General features: G+C 72.8%; 16 protein-coding genes (1 of these 16 cut by a window edge). 10 read left to right on the forward strand and 6 right to left on the reverse strand.

Annotation, left to right across the window (positions count from 1 at the left end; translation table 11 throughout):
• Positions 1-140: 140 nt before the first annotated feature.
• Genes JGS22_RS13675 through JGS22_RS13685 form a run of 3 tightly spaced genes read right to left on the reverse strand, consistent with a single transcriptional unit; the run spans position 141 to position 2999 of the window.
• The gene (locus JGS22_RS13675; protein ID WP_211042019.1) at positions 141-1496 is read right to left on the reverse strand and encodes a coenzyme F420-0:L-glutamate ligase; all 1356 of its coding nucleotides are present in this window, start codon (positions 1494-1496) and stop codon (positions 141-143) included.
• Positions 1493-2467: a 2-phospho-L-lactate transferase gene (gene cofD / locus JGS22_RS13680; protein WP_211042020.1), complete on the reverse strand. Its 975-nt coding sequence runs from the start codon at positions 2465-2467 to the stop codon at positions 1493-1495. The genes JGS22_RS13675 and cofD overlap by 4 nt, the downstream gene beginning before the upstream one ends.
• A gap of 13 nt (positions 2468-2480) precedes the next feature.
• Positions 2481-2999, reverse strand: a complete 519-nt coding sequence (locus JGS22_RS13685) for a cysteine dioxygenase (RefSeq protein WP_211042021.1) — start codon at positions 2997-2999, stop codon at positions 2481-2483.
• A 646-nt stretch (positions 3000-3645) separates the two neighbouring features.
• Here JGS22_RS13685 and JGS22_RS13690 point away from each other — a divergent pair.
• The 3 genes from JGS22_RS13690 to JGS22_RS13700 all read left to right on the forward strand — a co-directional run bounded on the left by JGS22_RS13690 (position 3646) and on the right by JGS22_RS13700 (position 9519).
• Entirely contained in the window at positions 3646-3909 is a 264-nt protein-coding gene (locus JGS22_RS13690) for a WhiB family transcriptional regulator (protein WP_016910644.1), read from the forward strand.
• A gap of 364 nt (positions 3910-4273) precedes the next feature.
• Positions 4274-7987: a glycosyltransferase family 2 protein gene (locus tag JGS22_RS13695; protein WP_216814980.1), complete on the forward strand. Its 3714-nt coding sequence runs from the start codon at positions 4274-4276 to the stop codon at positions 7985-7987.
• Complete coding sequence (locus JGS22_RS13700; RefSeq protein WP_211042023.1) at positions 7984-9519, forward strand: DUF5719 family protein; 1536 nt, start codon at positions 7984-7986, stop codon at positions 9517-9519. The genes JGS22_RS13695 and JGS22_RS13700 overlap by 4 nt, the downstream gene beginning before the upstream one ends.
• 7 nt (positions 9520-9526) lie before the next feature.
• On the opposite strand, the gene JGS22_RS13705 is transcribed toward JGS22_RS13700, so the two are convergent.
• Positions 9527-9985 carry a metallopeptidase family protein gene (locus JGS22_RS13705; protein WP_211042024.1) on the reverse strand — a complete coding sequence of 153 codons (459 nt, stop codon included), beginning with the start codon at positions 9983-9985 and terminating at the stop codon, positions 9527-9529.
• A gap of 347 nt (positions 9986-10332) precedes the next feature.
• Between JGS22_RS13705 and JGS22_RS13710 the strand changes: the two genes are divergently transcribed.
• The 5 genes from JGS22_RS13710 to manA all read left to right on the forward strand — a co-directional run bounded on the left by JGS22_RS13710 (position 10333) and on the right by manA (position 15569).
• Entirely contained in the window at positions 10333-10713 is a 381-nt protein-coding gene (locus tag JGS22_RS13710) for a DUF3499 domain-containing protein (RefSeq protein ID WP_211042033.1), read from the forward strand.
• A 329-nt stretch (positions 10714-11042) separates the two neighbouring features.
• Positions 11043-12401, forward strand: a complete 1359-nt coding sequence (locus JGS22_RS13715) for a phosphomannomutase/phosphoglucomutase (RefSeq protein ID WP_211042025.1) — start codon at positions 11043-11045, stop codon at positions 12399-12401.
• A gap of 216 nt (positions 12402-12617) precedes the next feature.
• Positions 12618-12830, forward strand: a complete 213-nt coding sequence (locus tag JGS22_RS13720; RefSeq protein ID WP_211042026.1) for a Trm112 family protein — start codon at positions 12618-12620, stop codon at positions 12828-12830.
• A gap of 159 nt (positions 12831-12989) precedes the next feature.
• Positions 12990-14138: an SIS domain-containing protein gene (locus JGS22_RS13725; protein WP_211042027.1), complete on the forward strand. Its 1149-nt coding sequence runs from the start codon at positions 12990-12992 to the stop codon at positions 14136-14138.
• A gap of 231 nt (positions 14139-14369) precedes the next feature.
• Positions 14370-15569, forward strand: a complete 1200-nt coding sequence (manA, locus tag JGS22_RS13730; protein ID WP_211042028.1) for a mannose-6-phosphate isomerase, class I — start codon at positions 14370-14372, stop codon at positions 15567-15569.
• A 269-nt stretch (positions 15570-15838) separates the two neighbouring features.
• Here manA and JGS22_RS13735 read toward each other — a convergent pair whose 3' ends face one another.
• Entirely contained in the window at positions 15839-17875 is a 2037-nt protein-coding gene (locus JGS22_RS13735; protein WP_211042034.1) for a fructose-specific PTS transporter subunit EIIC, read from the reverse strand.
• A gap of 497 nt (positions 17876-18372) precedes the next feature.
• Here JGS22_RS13735 and ahcY point away from each other — a divergent pair, with 497 nt between their 5' ends.
• Positions 18373-19827: an adenosylhomocysteinase gene (gene ahcY / locus JGS22_RS13740; RefSeq protein WP_211042029.1), complete on the forward strand. Its 1455-nt coding sequence runs from the start codon at positions 18373-18375 to the stop codon at positions 19825-19827.
• 116 nt (positions 19828-19943) lie between these two features.
• Complete coding sequence (locus JGS22_RS13745; protein ID WP_211042030.1) at positions 19944-20558, forward strand: hypothetical protein; 615 nt, start codon at positions 19944-19946, stop codon at positions 20556-20558.
• Between the two features lie 92 nt (positions 20559-20650).
• On the opposite strand, the gene JGS22_RS13750 is transcribed toward JGS22_RS13745, so the two are convergent.
• Positions 20651-21547 carry the 3' portion of an RDD family protein gene (locus JGS22_RS13750; RefSeq protein WP_211042031.1) on the reverse strand. Its footprint extends 87 nt past the window's final position, so only the last 897 of its 984 coding nucleotides appear in the window; the start codon falls outside the window, past its right edge; the stop codon is at positions 20651-20653.

A 21547-nucleotide genomic window follows, 5' to 3' on the forward strand; every position in this document is an offset into this window, starting at 1 on the left:
GGGCGGGGGCCGTGCCCGCGGACTGCCGCGATTGTCCTCGGGCGCGCGAGGCGCGCTCCCCGCGGGCTGTCGATGCTCGCCCGCGGGCCTCGCGTTCGTCCCGGTGAGCCGGTGGGGCGCCCGTCCGGGCGATACACCGGTCAGCGCGTCACCGTGAAGTCGGCCGCCCGACGCGGCGGCCTCGGCGCGGGGCCCGCGGCCGGGTGTCCCACCGCGACCGCGCCCATCGGGTCCCACTCCGCCGGTAGTTCCAGCACCTTCCGCACGACGTCGCGGCAGAACATCGTCGAGGACACCCAGGCCGACCCCAGCCCTTCGCCGGCCAGCGCCACCAGCAGGTTCTGGACGCCCGCGCCCGCGGCGACGACGAACATCTCCCGCTCCGCCGCGGTTCTCCGCGCGTCCGGGTAGTCGTGCGCGCCGTCCGCGACCAGACAGGGCACCACCAGGTACGGCGCCCTGCGCAGCACCTCGCCGCGCCGGACCCGCTTGGCGATGCTCTCCTCGGTCCTGCCGTCGGCGCGCAGATCGGCGATCCAGGCGTCCCGCATGGCGTCCAGCAGCTTCGTCCGGCTCGCTTCGCTCTCCAGCAGCACGAACCGCCAGGGAGTGGTGTGGTGCGGTGCGGGCGCGGTCACGGCGAGCGCCACGGCGCGGTGGACGGCGGCGCTGTCGACGGGGTCGGCGGTGAAGTCGCGCACGGTGCGGCGCAGCGCGACCGCCTCGCGCACGGCCTCCGAAGTGCCCAGCCGGAACATGTCCATGGACGCCTCGCGCACCAGTGCCCGCGCACCTTCGAAGAGGGTCGGGTCCTCGCTCTCCGGGGCGCCGGCCTCGACGTTGTCCGGGTCGGCGAAGGTGTGTTGGGGGAGTCCGCGCAGCACGGCGACGGGCAGACCGTCGGCCTTGCCCTTCACCAGCTCACCGGCACCGGCGAGTTCGTCGCCGACCGCGATCACCGTGACTTCCAGCGGATTGCCGTGCGAGTCGGTGCCGCCGCGCTGGTCGTCCAGCACCCGTACCCCGGCCGCGCCGACGGCGACATCCGTCTGCCCCTCGCGCCAGGGTCTGCCGAAGGTGTCGGTGACGATCACGCCGACCTCGACGCCGAGCAGCTCCCGTACGCCTGCCCGGATGCGACGGGCCGACCCGTCCGGGTCCTCGGGCAGCAACAGCACCGTACCGGCAGGGGTGTTGGAGGCGTCCACGCCCGCGGCGGCCATCACGAAGCCGTGCCGGGTCTCGACGATCCGGGCGGGACCGCGGCGGGCGACGACGCGTACCGTCTCGTCGTCGATGGCGGCCTCGCGGTCGTCCGCGCGCACCACCCGGCCCTCCGCCTTGCTGACGATCTTCGAGGTGACGACGAGCACGTCCCCGTACGCGAGCCCCGGCATACCGTCCGAGGTTGCGGCGTCGGCGATCAGCGCGGCGAGGTCGTCCCCCGGAGCCACCTCGGGGATGCCGGGCAGCGCCCAGACCTGGTAGCCGTTCACCCGGACACCTCGGCGGCCAGCTCCAGCGCCTGCGCGGCCATGCGCGCCGTCGCGTCCGCGTCGGACATCATCAGCGGAACGGCCCGGCAGCGCACCCCGGCCGCCTCCACCTCGGCGACGGCCTCCGCGTCCGTGGAGTCCACCAACCAGCCGTCCAGCAGCCCCGATCCGTAGTGCAGCGCCACCGCCGCGGCGGTGGTCTCCACGCCGATCGCGGCCAGCATCCGGTCGGCCATCCCGCGGACCGGGGCGCCGCCCACGATGGGGGAGAGGCCGACCACCGGCACTCCCGCGTCGGCAATGGCCTCCCGGACGCCCGGTACGGCCAGGATCGTCCCCACGCTCACCACCGGGTTCGACGGCGGGAACAGCACGACGTCGGCGGCGCCGATCGCCTCCAGCACCCCGGGTGCCGGGGCGGCCTGGTCCGCGCCGATCGGTACCACGGCCCGAGCCGGGGCCTCGGCGCGCATCCGCACCCAGTACTCCTGGAAGTGCACGGCCCGTTGGCCGCTGCCGCCCTCCGCCTCCGGGTCGTCGACCAGCACATGGGTCTCGACCCGGTCGTCGGTCATCGGCAGCAGCCGGACGCCCGGCTGCCATCGCCGGCACAGCGCCTCGGTCACCGCGCTGAGCGGGTAGCCGGCCGAGATCATCTGGGTGCGCACGATGTGGGTGGCGAAGTCGCGGTCGCCCAGCCCGAACCAGGACGGTCCGACCCCGTACGCGGCAAGCTCCTCCTTGACGGTGAAGGTCTCCTCCGACCGTCCCCAGCCCTGTTCGTCGTGGATGCCGCCGCCGAGGGTGTACATCACGGTGTCCAGGTCCGGGCAGACCTTGAGCCCGAACAGGTGGATGTCGTCACCGGTGTTGCCGATCACGGTGATCTCGGCGTCGGGTGCTGTCTGTTTGAGGCCGAGAAGGAATCGGGCGCCGCCGATACCCCCGGCCAGAACCACAATGCGCTGCATGCCGATCAGTGTGTCAGCTGACGCCGACGTCCCCGAGTGCCTTCGGCGGGACCGCGGGCGCGGAAGCGGCCAACGGCCCGTCGTGCATGGGCATTTCGGTCAGACCCGGGAAGTACACGTGAAGGCTGACGGCCGGGAGCAGGGCGTCGTTGGCCACCTCGTGCACATGGCCGGGGGTCACGAACCGCTGTGAACCGGGCCGCAGGGCAAGGGAGCCGGCGCCGGCCCGCTCGACGAGCTCGCCGTCGAGCACGGTCAGCACCCCGGAGGAACTGCCGTGGTTGTGCAGCCCGCTGCGCTGCCCCGGGAGCCAACTCAGCAGCCACACCTCGTAACCCGGCCCCTTGCGCAGCCGGTGGTACCAGCGGGTGGTGGCGTCGTAGCGAACGAGCGCGCGCCAGTTCGCCTCGTCGGCCGCGAGCGTGCGTGCGAGCCCGGCGAAGCCGGCGACCGTGGTGGGGTGCGCCGGGGCGGGCGGCAGGAGGTGGGTGACGGCGAGCAGGTCGCCGGCGATCTCGACATCGCTGTTCACGAGACAGTGTCCTTGCGGGAGTTGGCTGCGCTGGAGGTACGGGACGCGGCGCGGAGGCGGCGTCGACCGGGATGCGGGGACGGGTCGGTCCTCAACAACAGCAACAGCGACAGCGAACCGTGGCAGCGCGAGGGGACCCAGTGGCGTGGGTCGTGCTGAGCGCAGGGTTCACCGACATGCACAACAGGAGAGCGCGAGCCTTCTGGCGCTGTCAACCTGATGTCTGTTCTGAGTGCAATATTTCACTCCATCCGGGCTGTCTCGTTGCTGAAAGGTTTGTGCAGTGAGGATCCCGGTTACATGGCGCATCACTCGCGCAGTCAAACGCCGTTGCTCTTCTGTGACCCATCTGTGATCAACGTCCCTCCGGCGGGAGTGGCGGAACTCGACAGGTGGACGCCTTCGTCTCACTTGGTGAGGAGGTGCAAGGGTGTGATCGCGAGCGGGGTCATCGCCGGTTGTCGAGTTTGTGGCGATTTGAACACTTACTGCGATCCCTTGGTTCCGCAGAGTGAATAACGGCCCCAATAGCAGATCTCGGCTTGACTGGCCCGGATCGGCGCACTTGTAATTTCACCCGTGTCGTTCAGGTGGAATCGATAACAACGACGTCACGGGGACATAAAGACCGACGAGGGGCGCGCGCATGACCGAGCTGTTTCAGCAACTGCTGGTCGAAGAGGCGGACGAGGAGCTCGGCTGGCAGGAGCGAGCGCTGTGCGCCCAGACGGATCCGGAGTCCTTCTTCCCCGAGAAGGGCGGTTCCACCCGTGAGGCGAAGAAGGTCTGCCTCGCCTGCGAGGTGCGCTCCGAGTGCCTGGAGTACGCCCTGGCCAACGACGAGCGCTTCGGGATCTGGGGCGGCCTCTCCGAGCGGGAGCGCCGACGCCTGAAGAAGGCCGCCATCTGACGACCGGGGCCGCGGCCGTGGTCGGGCGCCCGCACGGTCGGCGCGGTCAGCGCTGACAGCGACTGGCGGCGACTGCGGAGTGCGGACGGCGCAGGTGGCGCGGACGGCGCGGCGGCGCGGACGGTGCGAGCGGCGTGGATGACGACGACGCGGCGGCAGGAGCAGTGCCGAACAGCGCCGACGGCGGCGTGACGGTCGCGGGGGCGAACCGGTCGAAGTCGCAACAAACAACAACACACCGCCTGTTGGGCCACCCATCGGTCCGCTTCCCGCGCACGCACGCGGGAAGCGGACCGCATTAGTGTGGGGCACCGTCCGCGACGCCAAGCGTCGACCCGCAACCCAACACCGGGGCCGTAGCTCGATGTCCGTGCACAGCCACTCGGCGGCCCACCAGGCACCGGCCGCACCCGAGTTTCCGCAGCATGTCGTCACCGCCGTGCTGGTCGCCCACGACGGGGAGCGCTGGCTGCCCGACGCGCTGGCAGGCCTCGTCGGCCAGATCCGGCCCGCCCAGGACGTCGTCGCCGCCGACACTGGCAGCGCGGACAGCTCCGCGCAGCTGCTCGCCGACACCCTCGGTACCGACCGCGTGCTGCACCTCGCCCGCCGTTCCGGCTTCGGCACTGCGGTCGACGAGGCCGTACGCACCGCCGCTCCGCTGACGCCGGACCAGCTGACGTACCTCAAGCGACCCAGCGGCTGGGACCCGGTCAGCCGGACCTGGCGCGACGAGGCGTACGACATGCCGGAGCTGCCGTACGGCGAGCCCGTCCAGTGGCTGTGGCTGCTGCACGACGACTGCGCCCCCGAGCCCGACGCCCTGCTGGAACTGCTCAAGGTCGCCGACGGCACGCCCTCCGCCGGGATCATCGGCACCAAGCTCCGCAGCTGGTACAACAACCGCCAGCTGCTGGAGACGGGCGTCTCCATCGCCAACTCCGGCCGCCGCTGGACGGGTCTGGACCGCCGGGAGCAGGACCAGGGGCAGCACGACCAGGTCCGTCAGGTGCTCTCGGTCTCCACCGCGGGAATGCTGATCCGCCGCGACCTCTTCGAGGAGCTGGGCGGCTTCGACCGCAGGCTGCCGCTGATGCGCGACGACGTCGACCTGTGCTGGCGTGCACAGAACGCCGGCCACCAGGTCCTCGTCGCCCCCGCGGCGGTGCTGCGGCACGCGGAGGCCTCCGCACGGGAACGGCGTCCGATCGACTGCGCCGGCCGCACGGTGGTCGGCCCGCACCGCGTCGACAAGGCCGGCGCGGTCTACACCCTGCTGGCCAACGCCCCCGGCCGCACCCTGCCCTGGGTGCTGATGCGGCTGGTCGTCGGAACGCTGCTGCGCACCCTCGCGTACCTCGTCGGCAAGGTGCCGGGCCAGGCGGTGGACGAGGTCACGGGGCTGATCAAGACGCTGCTGCGGCCGGGGCTGATCGTCAGCGCCCGACGCAAGCGGGGCCGACCCGTCGTCGAACGCGGCGAGCTGCGACCGCTCTTCCCGCCGCCCGGTGCCACGGTGCGCGCCACCGTCGAGCAGGTCGCCGCCAACTTCTCCGGTCGCAGCGACCCGGACCAGTCCTCGGGCGGTCGGCACGGCGCCGTCGAGTCCGGACCGGGCGGTGACGACGCCGACTTCCTCGAGGTCGAGCAGTTCGCCAGGATCAAGCGTGTGGTGCGCAGGCCCGCGCCGGTGCTGTTCGCCGTGCTGCTGCTGGTCTCGCTGGTCGCCTGCCGCGGGCTGCTCTCGGGCGGCGCGCTGTCCGGCGGCGCGTTGCTGCCCGCTCCCGCCGACGCCGCCGACCTGTGGGCGCGCTACGTCGGCGTCTGGCATCCGGTCGGAGTCGGCAGTACGGAGACCGCGCCGCCGTATCTGGCGATCCTCGCCGGTCTGGCGACGGTGCTCCTCGGCAGCACCGGTCTGACCATGACGCTGCTGCTGGTCGGGTCCGTGCCGCTCGCAGGCGTCTGTGCGTACTTCGCCTCCCGCGGGCTCGTCGCCTCCGGCGTGCTGCGCGCCTGGGCCTCGGTCGCGTACGCCTTCCTGCCCGCCGCCACCGGCGCGCTCGCCGCCGGGCGGCTGGGCACCGCGGTGCTGGCCGTCGTACTGCCGCTGCTGGCGCGTACGGGCGTACGGGCCGCGGAGGGACGCGGCTGGCGGCCGGTCTGGCTGTTCGCGCTGCTGCTGACCCTCACCACCGCGTTCACGCCGGTGAGTTGGCCCATCGCGTTCGTCCTGGTCGTCGGAATGCTGGTGTGGCGGCTGCGACAGGGCGGCGGTGCGACCGGGCTGGTCGCCAGGGCCGCCGCGGCGCTGCTCACCCCGATCGTGGTGCTCGCGCCCTGGTCGACGGCGCTTTTCGCCGACCCTTCCCGCTTCTTCGCCGAAGCCGGACTGGCGTTCGACAACGGATCGGCCGCGGCGCTGGACCTCGTACTGCTCGACCCGGGCGGGCCCGGCGCCGCCGGCAGCGTCCTGCTGGTCGGTGTCGTACTGGCCGCACTGGCTGCGCTGCTGCGCGCGGAACGGCAGTGGCATGTCCGCGCGGCCTGGGCGGTCGCCCTCACCGGTTTCCTCTTCGCCGCGCTGACCGGCGACTCCGGCTGGGCCGGGCCGAGCACCCTCGTGTACGGGCTGGGCCTGATCGCCGCCGCCGTCCTCGGTGCCGAGGGTGTACGCACCCGGGTCGCCTCCCAGAGCTTCGGCTGGCGGCAGCCGGTGGCCGCGCTCGTCGGCGTCGTCGCCGTGGCCGCGCCACTGGTCAGCGGGCTCGGCTGGATGGTCTCGGGCGCGGGCGACCCGCTGGGGCGCGGCTCCGCGGTGCAGGTCCCCGCCTTCGTGGCCGAGGAGGGCGCAACCCGGGACCGGCCGCGCACCCTGGTGCTGTCCGGGCAGTCCGAGGGCGAGGTGTCCTACTCGCTGGTGCGGGGGTCCGGCGCCCGTCTGGGAGACGGCGACCTGGCGCGCACCGCCGACGGCGACAGCGGTCTGGACGCGATGGTCGCCAACCTCGTCGCGGGTTCGGGCGCGGACCAGACCGAACGGCTGCGCGCCTACGGCGTCCGGTACGTGCTGGTGCGCGCGGGCGACGCGGGGGAGTCCGAGACGGTTGGTGTCCTCAACGCCACCCCCGGCCTCGAACGTCTCAGCCAGCAGTCCGGCGGCCAACTCTGGCGCGTGGAGAGCACTGTGGCTCGCGTCATGATCGTCGCGGAGGGCGCCGACCCGGTGCCCGTCGCGGCGGGCCCGGTCGACGTGCGCGCCAAGATCCCGGCCGGCAGCGGCAAGCGCACGCTTCGGTTGGCGGACGCCGAGTCCCCGGGCTGGACGGCGACGCTGGACGGTGCCGCACTGAGCGCCACCACCGTGGACGGCTGGGCACAGGGCTTCGAACTCCCCGCCGCGGGCGGCACGTTGGAGCTGACGCACGAGTCGCCGGCCACCCGCACCGGCTGGGTGTGGACCCAGTGCGCCCTCGCAGTGCTGGTGGTGATCCTCGCTCTGCCCGGCCGCCGCAGGGAGCACGACGACGATCTGCCCGAGGCGGAGGAGGCGGCGCTGCCGCAGCAGTCCGCCGAAGCGGGCACCGGCCGCCGCGCCCGCCGCCTCGCCGCGACCGCGCCTCCGTCGCCCACAGCCGGGGCCGACGGGCCCGTACCGCCGCTGCCTCCGGCCACGGCGCCGGGCGGCCCGCAGCAGTCCGGCGACCACCCGGACGCCCCCGGACAGCCGTACCCGGACGCAGGCCCGTACCCGGACGCGCAGGGGCACCCGGACGCGCAGCCGTACGTCGCGGACCCCCCGTACTCGGACGCCGGCCCCTACCCGGACGCCGGCCCGCGTCCGGAGACGCAGCCGTACCCGGACGCGCCGGCGGGCCCGCCGTACCCCGGTGACCCGTACGCCCCGCAGAACCCGCAGCCCACGTACGATCCGGCTGCCCCCGGTCCGTACGTGCCCGGGCAGCAGGGCGACCCCGCGCGGGGCGGCCACGGCCACCCGCAACCGCCCGCACCCGCGGCCGACCCCGGTGCCCACTGGAACCAGGGCGGCCCGTACGACAACCGGAGCGAGCAGTGAGCCTCAACCGCACGACCCTCAGCCTCATCGCGGCGCTCGTCGCACTCGCCGCCGTCACCGGTGTCGCCTCGCTCACGGCGCCCGCCGCCGGTACGGGCGGTGGGGACGAGGCGGCGAGGCTGCCGGTGCAGCGCACCTCGCTGGTCTGCCCGCAGCCCGCCAGTTCCGATCTGGCGAGCACCACGTACACCGGTTACGCGGCGCCCTCCGAGAGCGGCGACGCCGACGGCGAGGACGCGGCGGCCGGACTGCTGCCCGCGCGCCGGACGTTGGACGGCGGCCGGGACGAGGAGGAGTCCGAGAAGGAGAAGAAGCCCAAGCCGCTGCTCGCGCTGAAGAAGCCCGGCAGCCCGCTCGTGCACGAGACGGACCGGGCGGACGCCCCCGCGCTCACCGGGTCGGCCGAAGGCGTGCTGGCGCCGGGCTGGACCGTGCAGCAGACCACGAGCATCAGCGCCGGGCCCGGCCGCGGCCTGCTCGGAATCAACTGCACCGCACCGGACACCGACTTCTGGTTCACCGGGGTCAGCACCGCCGAGGGCCGGCACGACTACGTGCACCTCACCAACCCGGACAAGGCGCCCGCCACCGTCGACCTCCAGGTCTACGGCAAGGACGGCGAGCTGCGCACCGACAGCGGTACCGGCCTCAACGTCCCGGGCGGCGCCACCATTCCGGTGCTGCTCTCCACCCTCACCGCCAAGCCGGCGACGAACGTCAGCCTCAACGTCGCGGTCCGTGCGGGGCGGGTCGGCGCCCAGATCCAGGCAGTGGACGAGGAGTTGGGCAGCGACTGGATCGCCGCCTCCGCGCGGTCCGAGGAGCGGCTCGTGCTGCCCGGCATCCCCGCGGACGCCACCGGGGTGCGGCTCGTCGCACACGCCACCGGCGGCAAGGACGCGGAGCTCGCGGTCAAGTTCGCCGGCCCCACCAGCTCGATCTCCCCCGCCGGGAACGAGACCCTGCACGTCAAGAGCGGAATGACGACCGCCGTCGATCTCAAGAACCTCACCCGGGGAGAGGCGGGCTCGCTCGTCCTCGAACCGAGTGAAGACGGTTCCGGCTCGCCCGTGGTGGCGACCCTGCGCGTACTGCGCGGCAAGGGCGAGAAGCAGGAGACCGCCTTCATCCCCGCCACCGAGGCCGTCACCTCGCGTGCCACCGCCGCGGGCAGCGAGGGCAAGGACAGCTCGCTCTCGCTGGTCGCGCCGGCCGGCACCGCGAAGGTCAGGGTGACGGCATCGGCGGGCAGCGAGGGCGGGAAGCCGGCGAAGAAGACCTACACGCTGAAGGCAGGCACCACCAGGCTGGTGGACGATCTCCGGCCGGACGGTGCCAAGGGGCACTTCGCCTACACTGTGGAACGGCTGTCGGGCGGCCCCGTGCACCTGGCGCGCACGGTGAAGTCCAAGGGAAGCGGCAGCGCCAAGGACGTACCGATGTTCACGGTGCAGACCTATCCGGACGACCGGAGCACGGTCGCCGTGCCCGGCGCGCGGCAGGATCTGACGGTGCTCAACGGAGGGAGCTGACCCCGGGTCAGTCCTGCCCGTAGCGGGGGTCGACGGACTCGGGCGAGAGCCCCATCAGCTCGGCGACCTGCTCCACCACGACCTCGTGCACGAGCAGCGCCCGCTCCTCGCGGGTCTTGGTACGCAGCTCGACGGGCCGGCGGTAGACGATGACGCAGTCCGGGCGGTCGCCCTTGGCCGGCAGCAGCCGCCCGAGCGGCACCTGGCCGCCCGCCTCCTCCGCGGCGCCGGCGGGGCTCGGCCCGAGCAGCGGTACGTCCTGCACCGCGAAGTAGACGCCGGAGAGCTGCGGCCACTGCCGCTCGAGGCGGTCCGCCGAATCGCGGACCAGATTGTCGAAGGAGTCGGCGCGACTCAGCGAGAGGGGGACCTGAGGAGGCGCCACCGGGCCGCGCATACCTCGGCCGTGGCGGTCTCTGTGAGGCGCCCTGCGGGGAGTCCGGCCGGGCGGGACGGCGTTGCTCATCACCCTGAGCGTATCGGTCCGGACGCTTCTCCTCAGCGTGAAAGCCACCGCCGGTCGCCTCCGAGCGGCGCCGGATGTCCGCGGATGACCGTGCGCTTCGCATTTGTGCGCGCTTTTCCTGCCATATCCGGAGCGATTTCGTTCGATCCTCGGCCGTCCAGAGGTGAGACCGTGGCATCTGGCGGATGCGGGCTCGTGGATCCACCGTCCTGTGCAGAGACGATTCTGCATCTTTCTGCAGGTCACACCCGCGACTACCGTTCCGGGCATAACGGGCTAACCAGGCGACACGACCGGGTGACGGCGCGGAGAGTCATCGCAGCCCGTTCAAGAGTGCGGTACCGTCCATCGTCGTGAGCCCTGTACGTCGCTGTTCGCGCACCGCGTGCGGCCGTCCTGCCGTGGCGACGCTGACGTACGTCTACGCGGACTCGACGGCCGTGCTGGGTCCGCTCGCCACCTACGCCGAGCCCCACTGCTACGACCTGTGCTCCGAGCACTCGGAGCGGTTGACCGCTCCGCGCGGTTGGGAGGTCGTACGTCTGCCGGTCGACGCGGGCACCGCCCGCCCCGGCGGCGACGATCTGGAAGCGCTGGCGGATGCCGTGCGGGAAGCGGCGCGCACGCCGCGCCCCCGCCCGACGAGCGAGCCGAGAGGTCGCAGCGCCGCTCCGGTAGAGGTGGGCAGGCGCGGGCATCTGCGCGTGCTGCGCTCCCCGGACCCCTGAGCCGCTCACCGGACCCCGAGTCCCGTGCGATCGCTGGCGCCTTCCGACGGCTGACGCCTTCCGACTGCTGAGCCGCCCACCGGTTGACGCGTTCCGACGTCGCGCTGACGCCTGCCGGGCCGCTCCGGAGCCCTCCCCGCCGCGTCGGTGCCTGCCGTGCGTCGGCGGCCGTACCGCCGTGTGCCGGCAGTCCGAGTGGATCTGCGCCGAAGTCCGGGCCGGGCGGGGCGGGTTGGCCGGTCGGTCCGGGCCGCGAGTCCGAGCCGTGAGGTCCGCTCGTCATGGGCGGAAGGTACTTTGGCCCCTCCAGAACTCAGGAGGGGTGGACTGTGCCCGACTTGTCGCAGATCGTGAAGGCGTACGACATCCGCGGAGTGGTTCCCGACCAGTGGGACGAGGCCTTGGCGCGGCTCTTCGGAGCCGCTTTCGTCGAGGTGACCGGGGCGGACGCGATCGTCGTCGGCCACGATATGCGTCCCTCGTCGCCGGGTCTTTCGCGCGCGTTCGCGCGCGGTGCCGCCGAGCGTGGCGCCGACGTGACCGAAATCGGCCTCTGCTCCACCGACCAGCTGTACTTCGCCAGCGGTCAACTCGACCTGCCCGGCGCGATGTTCACCGCGAGCCACAACCCGGCCCGGTACAACGGCATCAAACTCTGCCGCGCCGGAGCCGCGCCGGTCGGCCAGGACACCGGGCTCGGCGAGATCCGTGAACTCGTGGAGAGCTGGGCCGAGTCGGGTCCGCCCGCGACCGACGCGCCGGCCGGCTCGCTGACCGCACGTGACGTCCTCGACGACTACGCCGCCTATCTGCGCGGGCTGGTCGACATCGGGGGCATCCGGCCGCTGCGCGTCGTGGTCGACGCCGGCAACGGCATGGGCGGCCACACCGTGCCGACGGTCTTCGACGGGCTGCCGCTGACGCTGGACGCGATGTACTTCGAGCTGGACGGCACCTTCCCCAACCACGAGGCCAACCCGCTCGACCCCGCCAACATCGTCGACCTGCAGCAGCGGGTCCGTGAGACCGGCGCCGACCTCGGCCTCGCCTTCGACGGAGACGCCGACCGCTGCTTCGTGGTCGACGAGCGGGGTGAACCGGTCTCTCCCTCCGCGATCACCGCGCTCGTCGCCTCCCGCGAACTCGCCAAGCACCGGGGCGGCACGATCATCCACAACTGCATCACCTCGCACTCCGTGCCCGAGGTGGTCGCCGAAGCGGGCGGCACCGCCGTGCGCACCAGAGTCGGCCATTCCTTCATCAAGGCCGAGATGGCCAGGACGGGCGCCATCTTCGGCGGCGAGCACTCCGCCCACTACTACTTCCGCGACTTCTGGAACGCCGACACCGGCATGCTCGCCGCGCTCCACGTGCTCGCCGCGCTCGGCGGGCAGCAGGGCCCGCTCTCCGGGCTGGTTGCCGAGTACGACCGCTACGCCAGCTCCGGCGAGATCAACAGCACGGTCGAGGACCAGGCCGGTCGTCTGTCCGCCGTCGAGGAGACCTACGCCGACCGTGAGGGTGTGAGCCTGGACCGGCTCGACGGACTCACCGTCACCGGCCCGGACTGGTGGTTCAACATCCGTGCCTCCAACACCGAGCCCCTGCTGAGGCTCAACGTCGAGGCGAAGGACGAGGAAGGAGTCCGGCGGGTGCGGGAGGAAGTGCTGGCGCTCGTACGCGCCTGAGGCACCCCCTCGGGCCGCCGGCGACTCGCGGGCGGCCCGGGGCGCGCGTGTCTCGGTCCCGGGCGTACGCCCCGGGGCAGCCCGACAGCCCGACAGCCCGGCCGAGTCGCGGCACGCGCTGCTCGCCACCCGCCCGCGATCACGCCGGGGGAGGCCGCGGGCCGGTCGCCGGCGGTACTCTGGGGCCAGCCGTCAAGCCCACCCGAAGGGACGCTCATGCCGCTCGAAGCCGGTCTCCTGGAGATCCTCGCCTGTCCGGCATGTCATGCCGCCCTCCGCGAGGAGCCCGCCGCCGAAGCATCCGCAGGCGAGAAGGACGAGCCCGGGAGCGAGCTGCGCTGCACCGCCGAGGCGGGCTGTGGTCTGGTCTACCCGGTGCGCGACGGCATCCCCGTCCTGCTCGTCGACGAGGCCCGCCGCCCCGACTAGGGCAGTGGTCCGGGCACGGACCGGCGGGCCCGTTCTCCGGGTGCGCGGTTCCCGGCACCCGCGCGGTCCCCGGCCGCCGGCGCCCTGCGAGGCGCCGGGCCGGCACCGTTCCCCGATCCGGCACGATCCAGCGACAGCCCCAGCCGTGAGGAGCAGCCGATGTTGGACGACTCGGTCCTGGACGATCCCGACGCCCTCACCGCGCTGGACCGCGGAGGTCTCCTGCGGGGTGCGGCCGAGTCCGGTGCACTGAGCCGCAGCGCGGCCGGGCTCGCCGCCGAGGCCGGCCTGGGCGAGCTGCGGCCGGACGGGCGTCCGCGTGCGCTGCTGGTCGCGGGGCCCGGCCCGAGCGTCGGCTGCGCGGCCGACCTGCTCGGCGCGTTCACCAACGGTTCCGTCCCGGTCACCCCGCTGCGTCCCTCCGGCACGGGGGCCTCGGCCGTCGAGCTGCGCTGGACGCTGCCGGGCTGGGCCGGCCCGGTCGACCTGCTCCTGGTTCTCACCCACGACGGCGCCGAGCCGGGACTGGTGGCGCTGGCCGAGCAGGCGTACCGCCGGGGCTGCACCGTACTCGCGGTGGCTCCGCCCGCGAGCGCCGTCAGCGCGACGATCAGCCCGCCGCGTGGCCTGGCCGTACCCCTCGCGACCGCACCCGGGACCGCGAGGTTGCAGCACGAGGTGCCGGACGCGGAGCAGTCGACGATGGTGCCGGGCGGCCTGTGGGCCCTGCTCACCCCGCTCCTGATGCTGACCGACCGGCTCGGCCTCGGCCACACCCCGCCCGACGCAGTCCAGGCGCTCGCCACCCGGCTCGACGAGGTGGCCGGCCGCTGCGGTCCGGCGATCCCCACCCACGAGAATGCCGCCAAGTCCCTGGCGCAGGAGCTCGCCGACGCGCTCCCGCTGATCTGGAGCGAGACCCCGGTCGCCGACGCGGTGGGAAGGCATTTCGCCACGATGCTCGGCGCTGCTGCCGGCCGTCCCGCCGCCAGCGCGCCGCTGCCCGAGGCGCTGGTGACCCACCGGGCGCTGCTGAGCGGCGAGTTCGCGGGTGGCGGCGAGGACGACATCTTCCGCGACCGGGTGGAGGAGCCCGAAGCGCTGCGCGCCCTGGCGGTCCTGCTGCACGAGCGGACTCCGGCAGCGGGCTCCGCCGCGCCGGCCGCGCGCGAGCTGGCGTACGCGCACTCCGCGGGTGTCACGGAGATCGAGGCGGAGCCGGGGAGCAGCCCGCTGGAAGCCGCCGCGGAGCTCATCGCCACGGTCGATTTCGCCGCGGTTTACCTCGGGCTCACTCCGAATCCCTGATTTCGCCGCACACTTCGCGCACAGTGCTCGGGGGAGCGCCCGCAGCCGCCGTGCCGCCCCTGCCCGCCGCGCCGCCCCGACCCGCTCCACCTCCCGCGACCCGACCGGGCCCGCCGCGGCCCGACCGGGCCCGCCGCGGCCCGCCGCGGGCCGGAGACCCGGGGCGGACGAGAAGCACACCGGGAGCAGGGCCGGCGCACAACCCGTACAGCACCACCCCGGAGGAACGCAGTGGACCGCCTCAGCAACACAGTCCGGCCGTACGCCTGGGGGTCGACCACGGCCCTGCCCGCGCTCCTCGGACAGCCGTCCACCGGCGAACCGCAGGCCGAGCTCTGGATGGGCGCGCACCCCGGGGCGCCCTCGCTCGTCGACCGGAACGGCACACCGACCCCGTTGGGCGAGATCATCGCCGCAGACCCGGTCACCGAGCTCGGCGCCGCGACCGTCGACGCCTTCGGCCCGCGGCTGCCGTTCCTCTTCAAGGTGCTGGCGGCCGGCTCGCCGCTGTCCCTCCAGGTCCACCCCGACCGGGACCGGGCCCGCCGGGGCCACGCCGACGAGGAGCAGCGGGGCGTGCCCGCCTCGGCACCCGAGCGCAACTACAAGGACGACAACCACAAGCCCGAACTCATCTGCGCGCTCGGCGAGTTCGAGGGGCTGTGCGGTTTCCGGCCGGCGGACGAATCGGCCGAGATCATCGCCGCACTGGAGATCGACGCACTCAAGCCGTACGTCGACCTGCTGCACGCCCGTCCCGAGTCCGACGCCCTGCGCGAGATGCTCACCGCGGTGCTCTCCACCGACCGCGCCGAGTTCGCCGAGACCGTACGCAGGGCCGCGGCCTCGGCAGAGCGCCTGGGCGCGGCCGGCGGCCCGCACGCCGCCGCCTATGCCGCCTGCGCCGCCGCGGCCCACCACTACCCGGGCGACCCCGGCTTCCTGGCCGCGCTGCTGCTCAACCACGTACGGCTCCAGCCCGGCGAGGCGCTCTTCCTCGGCGCGGGTGTGCCGCACGCGTATCTGAACGGCCTCGGGGTCGAGCTGATGGCCAACTCCGACAACGTGCTGCGCTGCGGCTTCACCCCCAAGCACGTGGACGTGCCCGAGCTGCTGCGCGTCGTGCGCTTCGAGCCCCGGGACCCGGGCGTGCTGCGCCCCGAGGCGAGCAGCGACGGCGCGGAGGTCTACGGCACCCCGGCGCGCGAGTTCCGGCTCTCGCGGTACGTGCGAGCGCCGGGCGCCGCCGACAGCGAGCCGGCGGCGGGCAGCCCGCAGATCCTGTTCTGCACCGACGGCGAGGTGGAGCTCGTCCGCGCCGACGGTGCCGCCCTCACCCTCGGTCGCGGGCAGTCCGCGTACCTCGGCGCGACCGAGGAGGTACGGCTGCGCGGTACGGGCACCGTGTTCCGCGCCGCCGTCGCGCTCTGAACGCCGCGTGGTGACCGCCGGCGCGTGGTGATCATCGTCCGCGTGGTGACCGCCGGGGTGCTCGGACCGACCGCCCGGCGAGCGCTCCCGCCGCGCGCTGCGGACCCGCCGCCGCCCCGGGCAGCGGCGGGCCCGTGGGCCCGGTCGGCCCGCGCGCGTACGGACGTGCCGCTGCGGTCCGGACGGGACAGGGCCCGGCTGCGCACGCAATTCTCGCTCCGGGCCGGTGGACGCGGAGCACCCCTGCCGCACGCCGGCGTCCCGCAGGATCAGCCGATCTCCCGCAGCACCGCGAGGACCGCCGACGTGTCGGGCGCGGACTGCAGACGTTCGCGGAAGCCGCCGTCCATGAGCTTCCTGGACAACTGGGCGAGGATGCGCAGATGTTCGTCGCCCGCAGCGGCCTCCGGAACGGCGATCATGAAGATCAGCCGTGCCCTGGTGCCGTCGACCGAGTTCCAGCCGATGCCGTCGGGAGACCGGCTGAAGCCGACGACCGGAGCGGTGACTGCGTCCGTCTTGGCGTGCGGCACGGCGATCTCCTCGCCCAGACCCGTGCTGCCCTGCTCCTCGCGGGCGAGCGCCACCCGTACCAGCTCCGCCTGATCGCGCACCCGGCCGGTACGGGCCAGCAGCGCGGCCAACTCGCTGATCGCGGCGTCCCGTTCGGTCGCCTCCAGCCGGAGTCCTACGGTCTCGGCGGTGAGGTGGCCGGAGAGCACCTGGTCCTTGCTGCCGGGCTCCGGGCCGTCGCTGCCGCCGCTCTCGGATCGGTCGGGACGTTCCGCCGGGGGACCGGCCGCCGTGTAGCCGCCGCCCGGCCGGCTCTCTCCGCCGCCGGTGGCCGCGGTCGTCGCCGTGGCCGCGGTCGACACCGAGGTTGTGCCGGACGCCGCGCCGACGCCGGCCGTTGCCGGGGAAGGTGCGGCCTCGGGCGCAGCCGCCGGGCCGCTCCGGCCCGTCAGTTCGACCAGCGCCACGGTCGTCAGCGCGGTGACCATCGTTCCGGCGATCACGGCGACGAAGAACATCGGCACCCCGCCGACGGCCTGGAGCACGGCGACGATCGGTCCGCCGTGCGGCACCGCGTCGGTGACCCCCGCCAGTCCCGCGATCCCTCCGGCGACCGCGCCGCCGAGCATGTTCGCCGGGATGACCTGGGCGGGCCTGGCGGCGGCGAACGGGATGGCGCCCTCGGAGATGCCGAAGAAGCCCATGAAGAGCGCGGCCATCCCCGTCTCGCGCTCCTGGTCGTTGTACAGCCGGCGGCGCACCAGCGTCGCCAGCCCCTGGCCGAGCGGCATGACCGGGATGGCGGCGGCGCACATGCCCATCACCGCGAGGTTGCCCGACTCGATCAGCCCGGCGCCGAAGAGGAACGCGGTCTTGTTGACCGGCCCGCCCATGTCGAAGGCGATCATCAGACCGATGAGGGCGCCGAGCCAGATCGCGTTGGTGCCCGTCATACCGCCGAGCCACTCGGTGAGCGTCTCGAAGACCCAGGCGATGGGCCGGCCGATCACCGAGATCACGAAAAGCCCGAGCGCCACCGTGGAGAAGATCGGGATCACGATGATCGGCATGATCGGCTGGGCGAACTTCGGGACCCGCACCTTCTTGATCAGCCGCACCAGATGCCCGGCGAGGAAACCGGTCACGATCGCGCCGATGAACCCCGCTCCGGCCTCGGAGTCGTAGAGAGACCCCTCGTTGACGATCCAGCCCGCGATCATGCCCGGCGCCAGCGCCGGCCGGTCTCCGATCGCGTACGCGATGTAGCCGGAGAGGATCGGGACCATCAGTTGGAATCCGATGACGCCGATGTCGTTGACGTGCTGCCAGTAGGAGCCGTCCGGGATGACCAGCCCGCCCTCGGCACTCGTCTGACCGCCGATGGCCAGCGACAGCGCGATCAGCAGTCCGCCGACGACCACGAACGGGATCATGTACGAGACGCCGTTCATCAGCGCCTTGTACGTCAGGCTCCGCCCGCCCCCCTCGGCGCCGCGGGTGCCCCCGCTCCCGGGGCCGGATCCGCTTCCGCCGCCGCGGTGGACGGGAGCGGTGCGCACCCGTTCGATCAACTCCTCCGGGTGGCTGATGCCTTCGGAGACGCCGACGGCCAGTACGCGCTTGCCGGCGAAACGGTCGAGGTCGACTTCCTTGTCCGCCGCGATGATGACGTAGTCCGCGTTGCTGACATCGTTGTCAGACAGTGCGTTCTCGGCCCCGATCGAGCCCTGCGTCTCCACCTTGACGGAGATGCCCGCAGCCTCCGCCGCCTGCGTCAGCTTCTCCGCGGCCATATAGGTGTGTGCGATGCCGGTGGGACACGCGGTGACGGCGAGCAGGCGCGGACCGGCGCCGTCCGCCTCCGCGTCACGAGGTTCCGGAGTGGGGGACACGAGGTGCTCCTAGCTCGTCGGCTGCGGGTGTTCGTCAGGATCGTACGGCCCCTCCCACCTCACCGGGCAACACCTCGGGCTGGCCGAAAGCGAACGATCAGGTGCGTCGCGCGGCGCCCGATTCGCCGTCCTTTGCCCGTGCCCCGGGACTCGACGCATTGACCCGACCGTGTAGATTCGGGGGTCACAGACGTCGCTGCTGATGGCGGTCGGGCGCGCACCCAGTGGGCGGCCGAGGGAGAGAGGGCCTCCGACGGACTGCGTTGCGGCCAGGGACCAGTGTGTCCAGAGGTCGGGCGGGGCGGAGTTGAAGAATCCCGGTCCCGGCCCTCATCATCTGCCCGCTGCCGCAGACCAGCCAGCCTTCACTCACCCTCGACACCGAGGAGCAGCTCGTAATGACGACCGACAGCGCCCAGGACTTCAAGGTCGCGGACCTCTCGCTCGCCGCCTTCGGCCGCAAGGAGATCTCGCTCGCCGAGCACGAGATGCCCGGCCTGATGGCGATCCGCGCGGAGTACACCGCCGCGCAGCCGCTCGCAGGGGCGCGCATCACGGGTTCGTTGCACATGACGGTCCAGACGGCCGTGCTCATCGAGACCCTGGTCGCCCTCGGCGCCGAGGTCCGCTGGGCCTCCTGCAACATCTTCTCCACCCAGGACCACGCCGCGGCCGCCATCGCGGTCGGCCCCGACGGCACTCCGGACAGCCCGCAGGGCGTGCCCGTGTTCGCCTGGAAGGGCGAGACGCTGGAGGAGTACTGGTGGTGCACCGAGCAGGCGCTGACCTGGGCCGGCACCCCCACCGGCGGCCCGAACATGATCCTGGACGACGGCGGTGACGCCACCCTCCTCGTCCACAAGGGCGTCGAGTACGAGAAGGACGGCAAGGCTCCCGCGGTCGAGACCGCGGAGAACGACGAGCACCGCTGCATCCTCGAGCTCCTCAACCGCACCCTGGTCGAGAACCCGCAGAAGTGGACCCAGCTCGCCTCGGAGATCCGCGGCGTGACCGAGGAGACCACCACCGGCGTCCACCGCCTGTACGAGATGCACCAGGCCGGCGGCCTGCTCTTCCCGGCGATCAACGTCAACGACGCCGTCACCAAGTCGAAGTTCGACAACAAGTACGGCTGCCGGCACTCCCTGGTGGACGGCATCAACCGCGCCACCGATGTGCTCATCGGCGGCAAGACCGCAGTGATCTGCGGTTACGGCGACGTCGGAAAGGGCTCCGCCGAGTCCCTGCGCGCGCAGGGCGCCCGCGTGATCGTCACCGAGATCGACCCGATCTGCGCCCTCCAGGCCGCGATGGACGGCTACCAGGTCGCCACCCTCGACGACGTGATCGAGACGGCCGACATCTTCATCACCACGACCGGCAACAAGGACATCATCATGGCCGCGGACATGGCCAAGATGAAGCACCAGGCCATCGTCGGCAACATCGGCCACTTCGACAACGAGCTCGACATGGCCGGCCTCGCGCAGATCGACGGCATCGTCAAGGACGAGGTCAAGCCGCAGGTGCACACCTGGGCCTTCCCGGACGGCAAGAAGATCATCGTCCTCTCCGAGGGCCGCCTGCTGAACCTGGGCAACGCCACCGGCCACCCCTCGTTCGTGATGTCCAACTCCTTCGCGAACCAGACAATCGCCCAGATCGAGCTCTTCACCAAGCAGGAGGAGTACCCGACCGACGTCTACGTGCTTCCGAAGAAGCTGGACGAGAAGGTCGCCCGCCTCCACCTGGACGCCCTCGGCGTCAAGCTCACGACGCTCCGCAAGGACCAGGCGGACTACATCGGCGTACCGGTCGAGGGCCCGTACAAGCCCGACCACTACCGCTACTGATCGGCGTACCGTCCCGGCGCCGCGCTCCGGCCGGCGCACCGGGAGCGGTACGGAAACGCAGGTCTCGCCCCCGTCCCGGCATCCGGGTCGGGGGCGAGGCGTATCGAGGAACCACCATGCCCCGCGGTCGCTACTCGCTCCACGACACCCATGACCACGCTCCTCTCGGCGAAGAACACTTCCAGTGCGCCACAGGCCCCTCCGGCTGGCGCTACTACTCCCGGACCACCACGGCGTCCGGGGACGAGACGGGCTCGACGGACCTGACTCTGGACGAGCTCGGCCGCCCGATCCGTCTCCAACTCCACGCCTCCGGCTGGCAGGTGCGGGGCGCCGCGCTCGACGGGGTCACCTGGGTGCGCAGCGACCCGGACGGCGCCCACGCCCAGCAGGGCAACGTCACTGCCCACGGCTTCGCCGGGAACTCGCCCGCCTTCCTCGTCGCGACCGCACGACTGCTGCGGCTCGCACCTCGCGCGGAAGCCACTCGGGTACGACTCGTGGCCCTCACCCCTCCCGTGCTCGCGCCACTCACGGTCGACCAGTCCTGGTCACTGGTGGAAACGGAAACACACACCACTGACAACGGCCCACTGACTGTGGATAACTACCGAATCAACGATCTGCAGACCGGTGAACAGCGGCTCGTCCACATCGCCGGCGACGTGGTGCTCGCGGCGCCGGGTGTCGAACTGGAGGAGCTGGAGTCCCCGCCCTCGTCCTTCCCCTGATCGCCTCTCACCCACCGCCTCCGCCTTCGGACGCCTGGCGTGCGGGGCGGCGTACGGGGTGCCACCGTGCCCGGTGGCCCGAGCACGGCCCCTCAGACGGGCGGTACGAAACCGGTGGCCCCGTCGCGGCCGTCCTCCTGCGTGCCCCGCCTCCCGGCGGCGGACTCCTGCCCACCGTCCGCAGCCGCGGCTCCCGGCGCCGACGGCCGTACCTCCGCAAACGCCGTGGGCCGTACCTCCGGAACCGGGCGTGCCCTGTCGACCACCTGATCCGCTCGCCCCGCCCCCGTCACGACAGCCCGGCCGGCTCCACCTGCCCCGTTGCCGCCCCGGCTGCTCCCGCCGCGGGCCCGGCGCTCGGCGACCACCGCAACCAGGAAACCGAGTGAGTCCGGGCCGGCGGGCACCGCGGCACCGGTGTGCGCGGCGACGTCGCCGGCCAGCCGTTCACCCATCGACTGCCGCACCTCGGGGTCGAGTTGGGGCGCCCGCATCAGGTACTGGCGCACCGCCAGCCACAAGGAGTCCGGCACCGAGGACAGATCCAGCCCGCGCAGTCGTACGGCTCCCGCCCCCGTCTGCGCCGCACGGCCGGCACCGGTCCGCCGGGCGGCCACCCCGGCGCGTTCCCGTACGACGAGCGTCCCCGCGAACACGTCGCCCAGCCGCCGACCGCGCGCCGACACCAGCGAAGCCGTACAGGCGACCGTGCCCACCGTCATCTGAAGCTCCACGAACCCGACGAGCCCGCGCACCAGCGCGTGCCGGAACCGCACCGGCCCGCCGTCCTCCCGCACCGCGCGCAGACCGCACACCAGCTTGCCGAGCGATCTGCCCGCAGTCAGCGTCTCCACCGCCACCGGGACGCCGATCAGCACCGTCAGGAGGAGGCCGACCGCCACCGCCGCAGCCGCAGCCTCGTCGAGCCCGGAGACGGCGGTCAGCAGCACCACGGTCAGCAGTACGTACGTCGTCCACAGCACGGCGAG

The organism is Streptomyces tardus, from assembly GCF_018101125.2.
In the GTDB taxonomy this organism is placed as follows: Bacteria; Actinomycetota; Actinomycetes; order Streptomycetales; family Streptomycetaceae; genus Streptomyces; species Streptomyces tardus.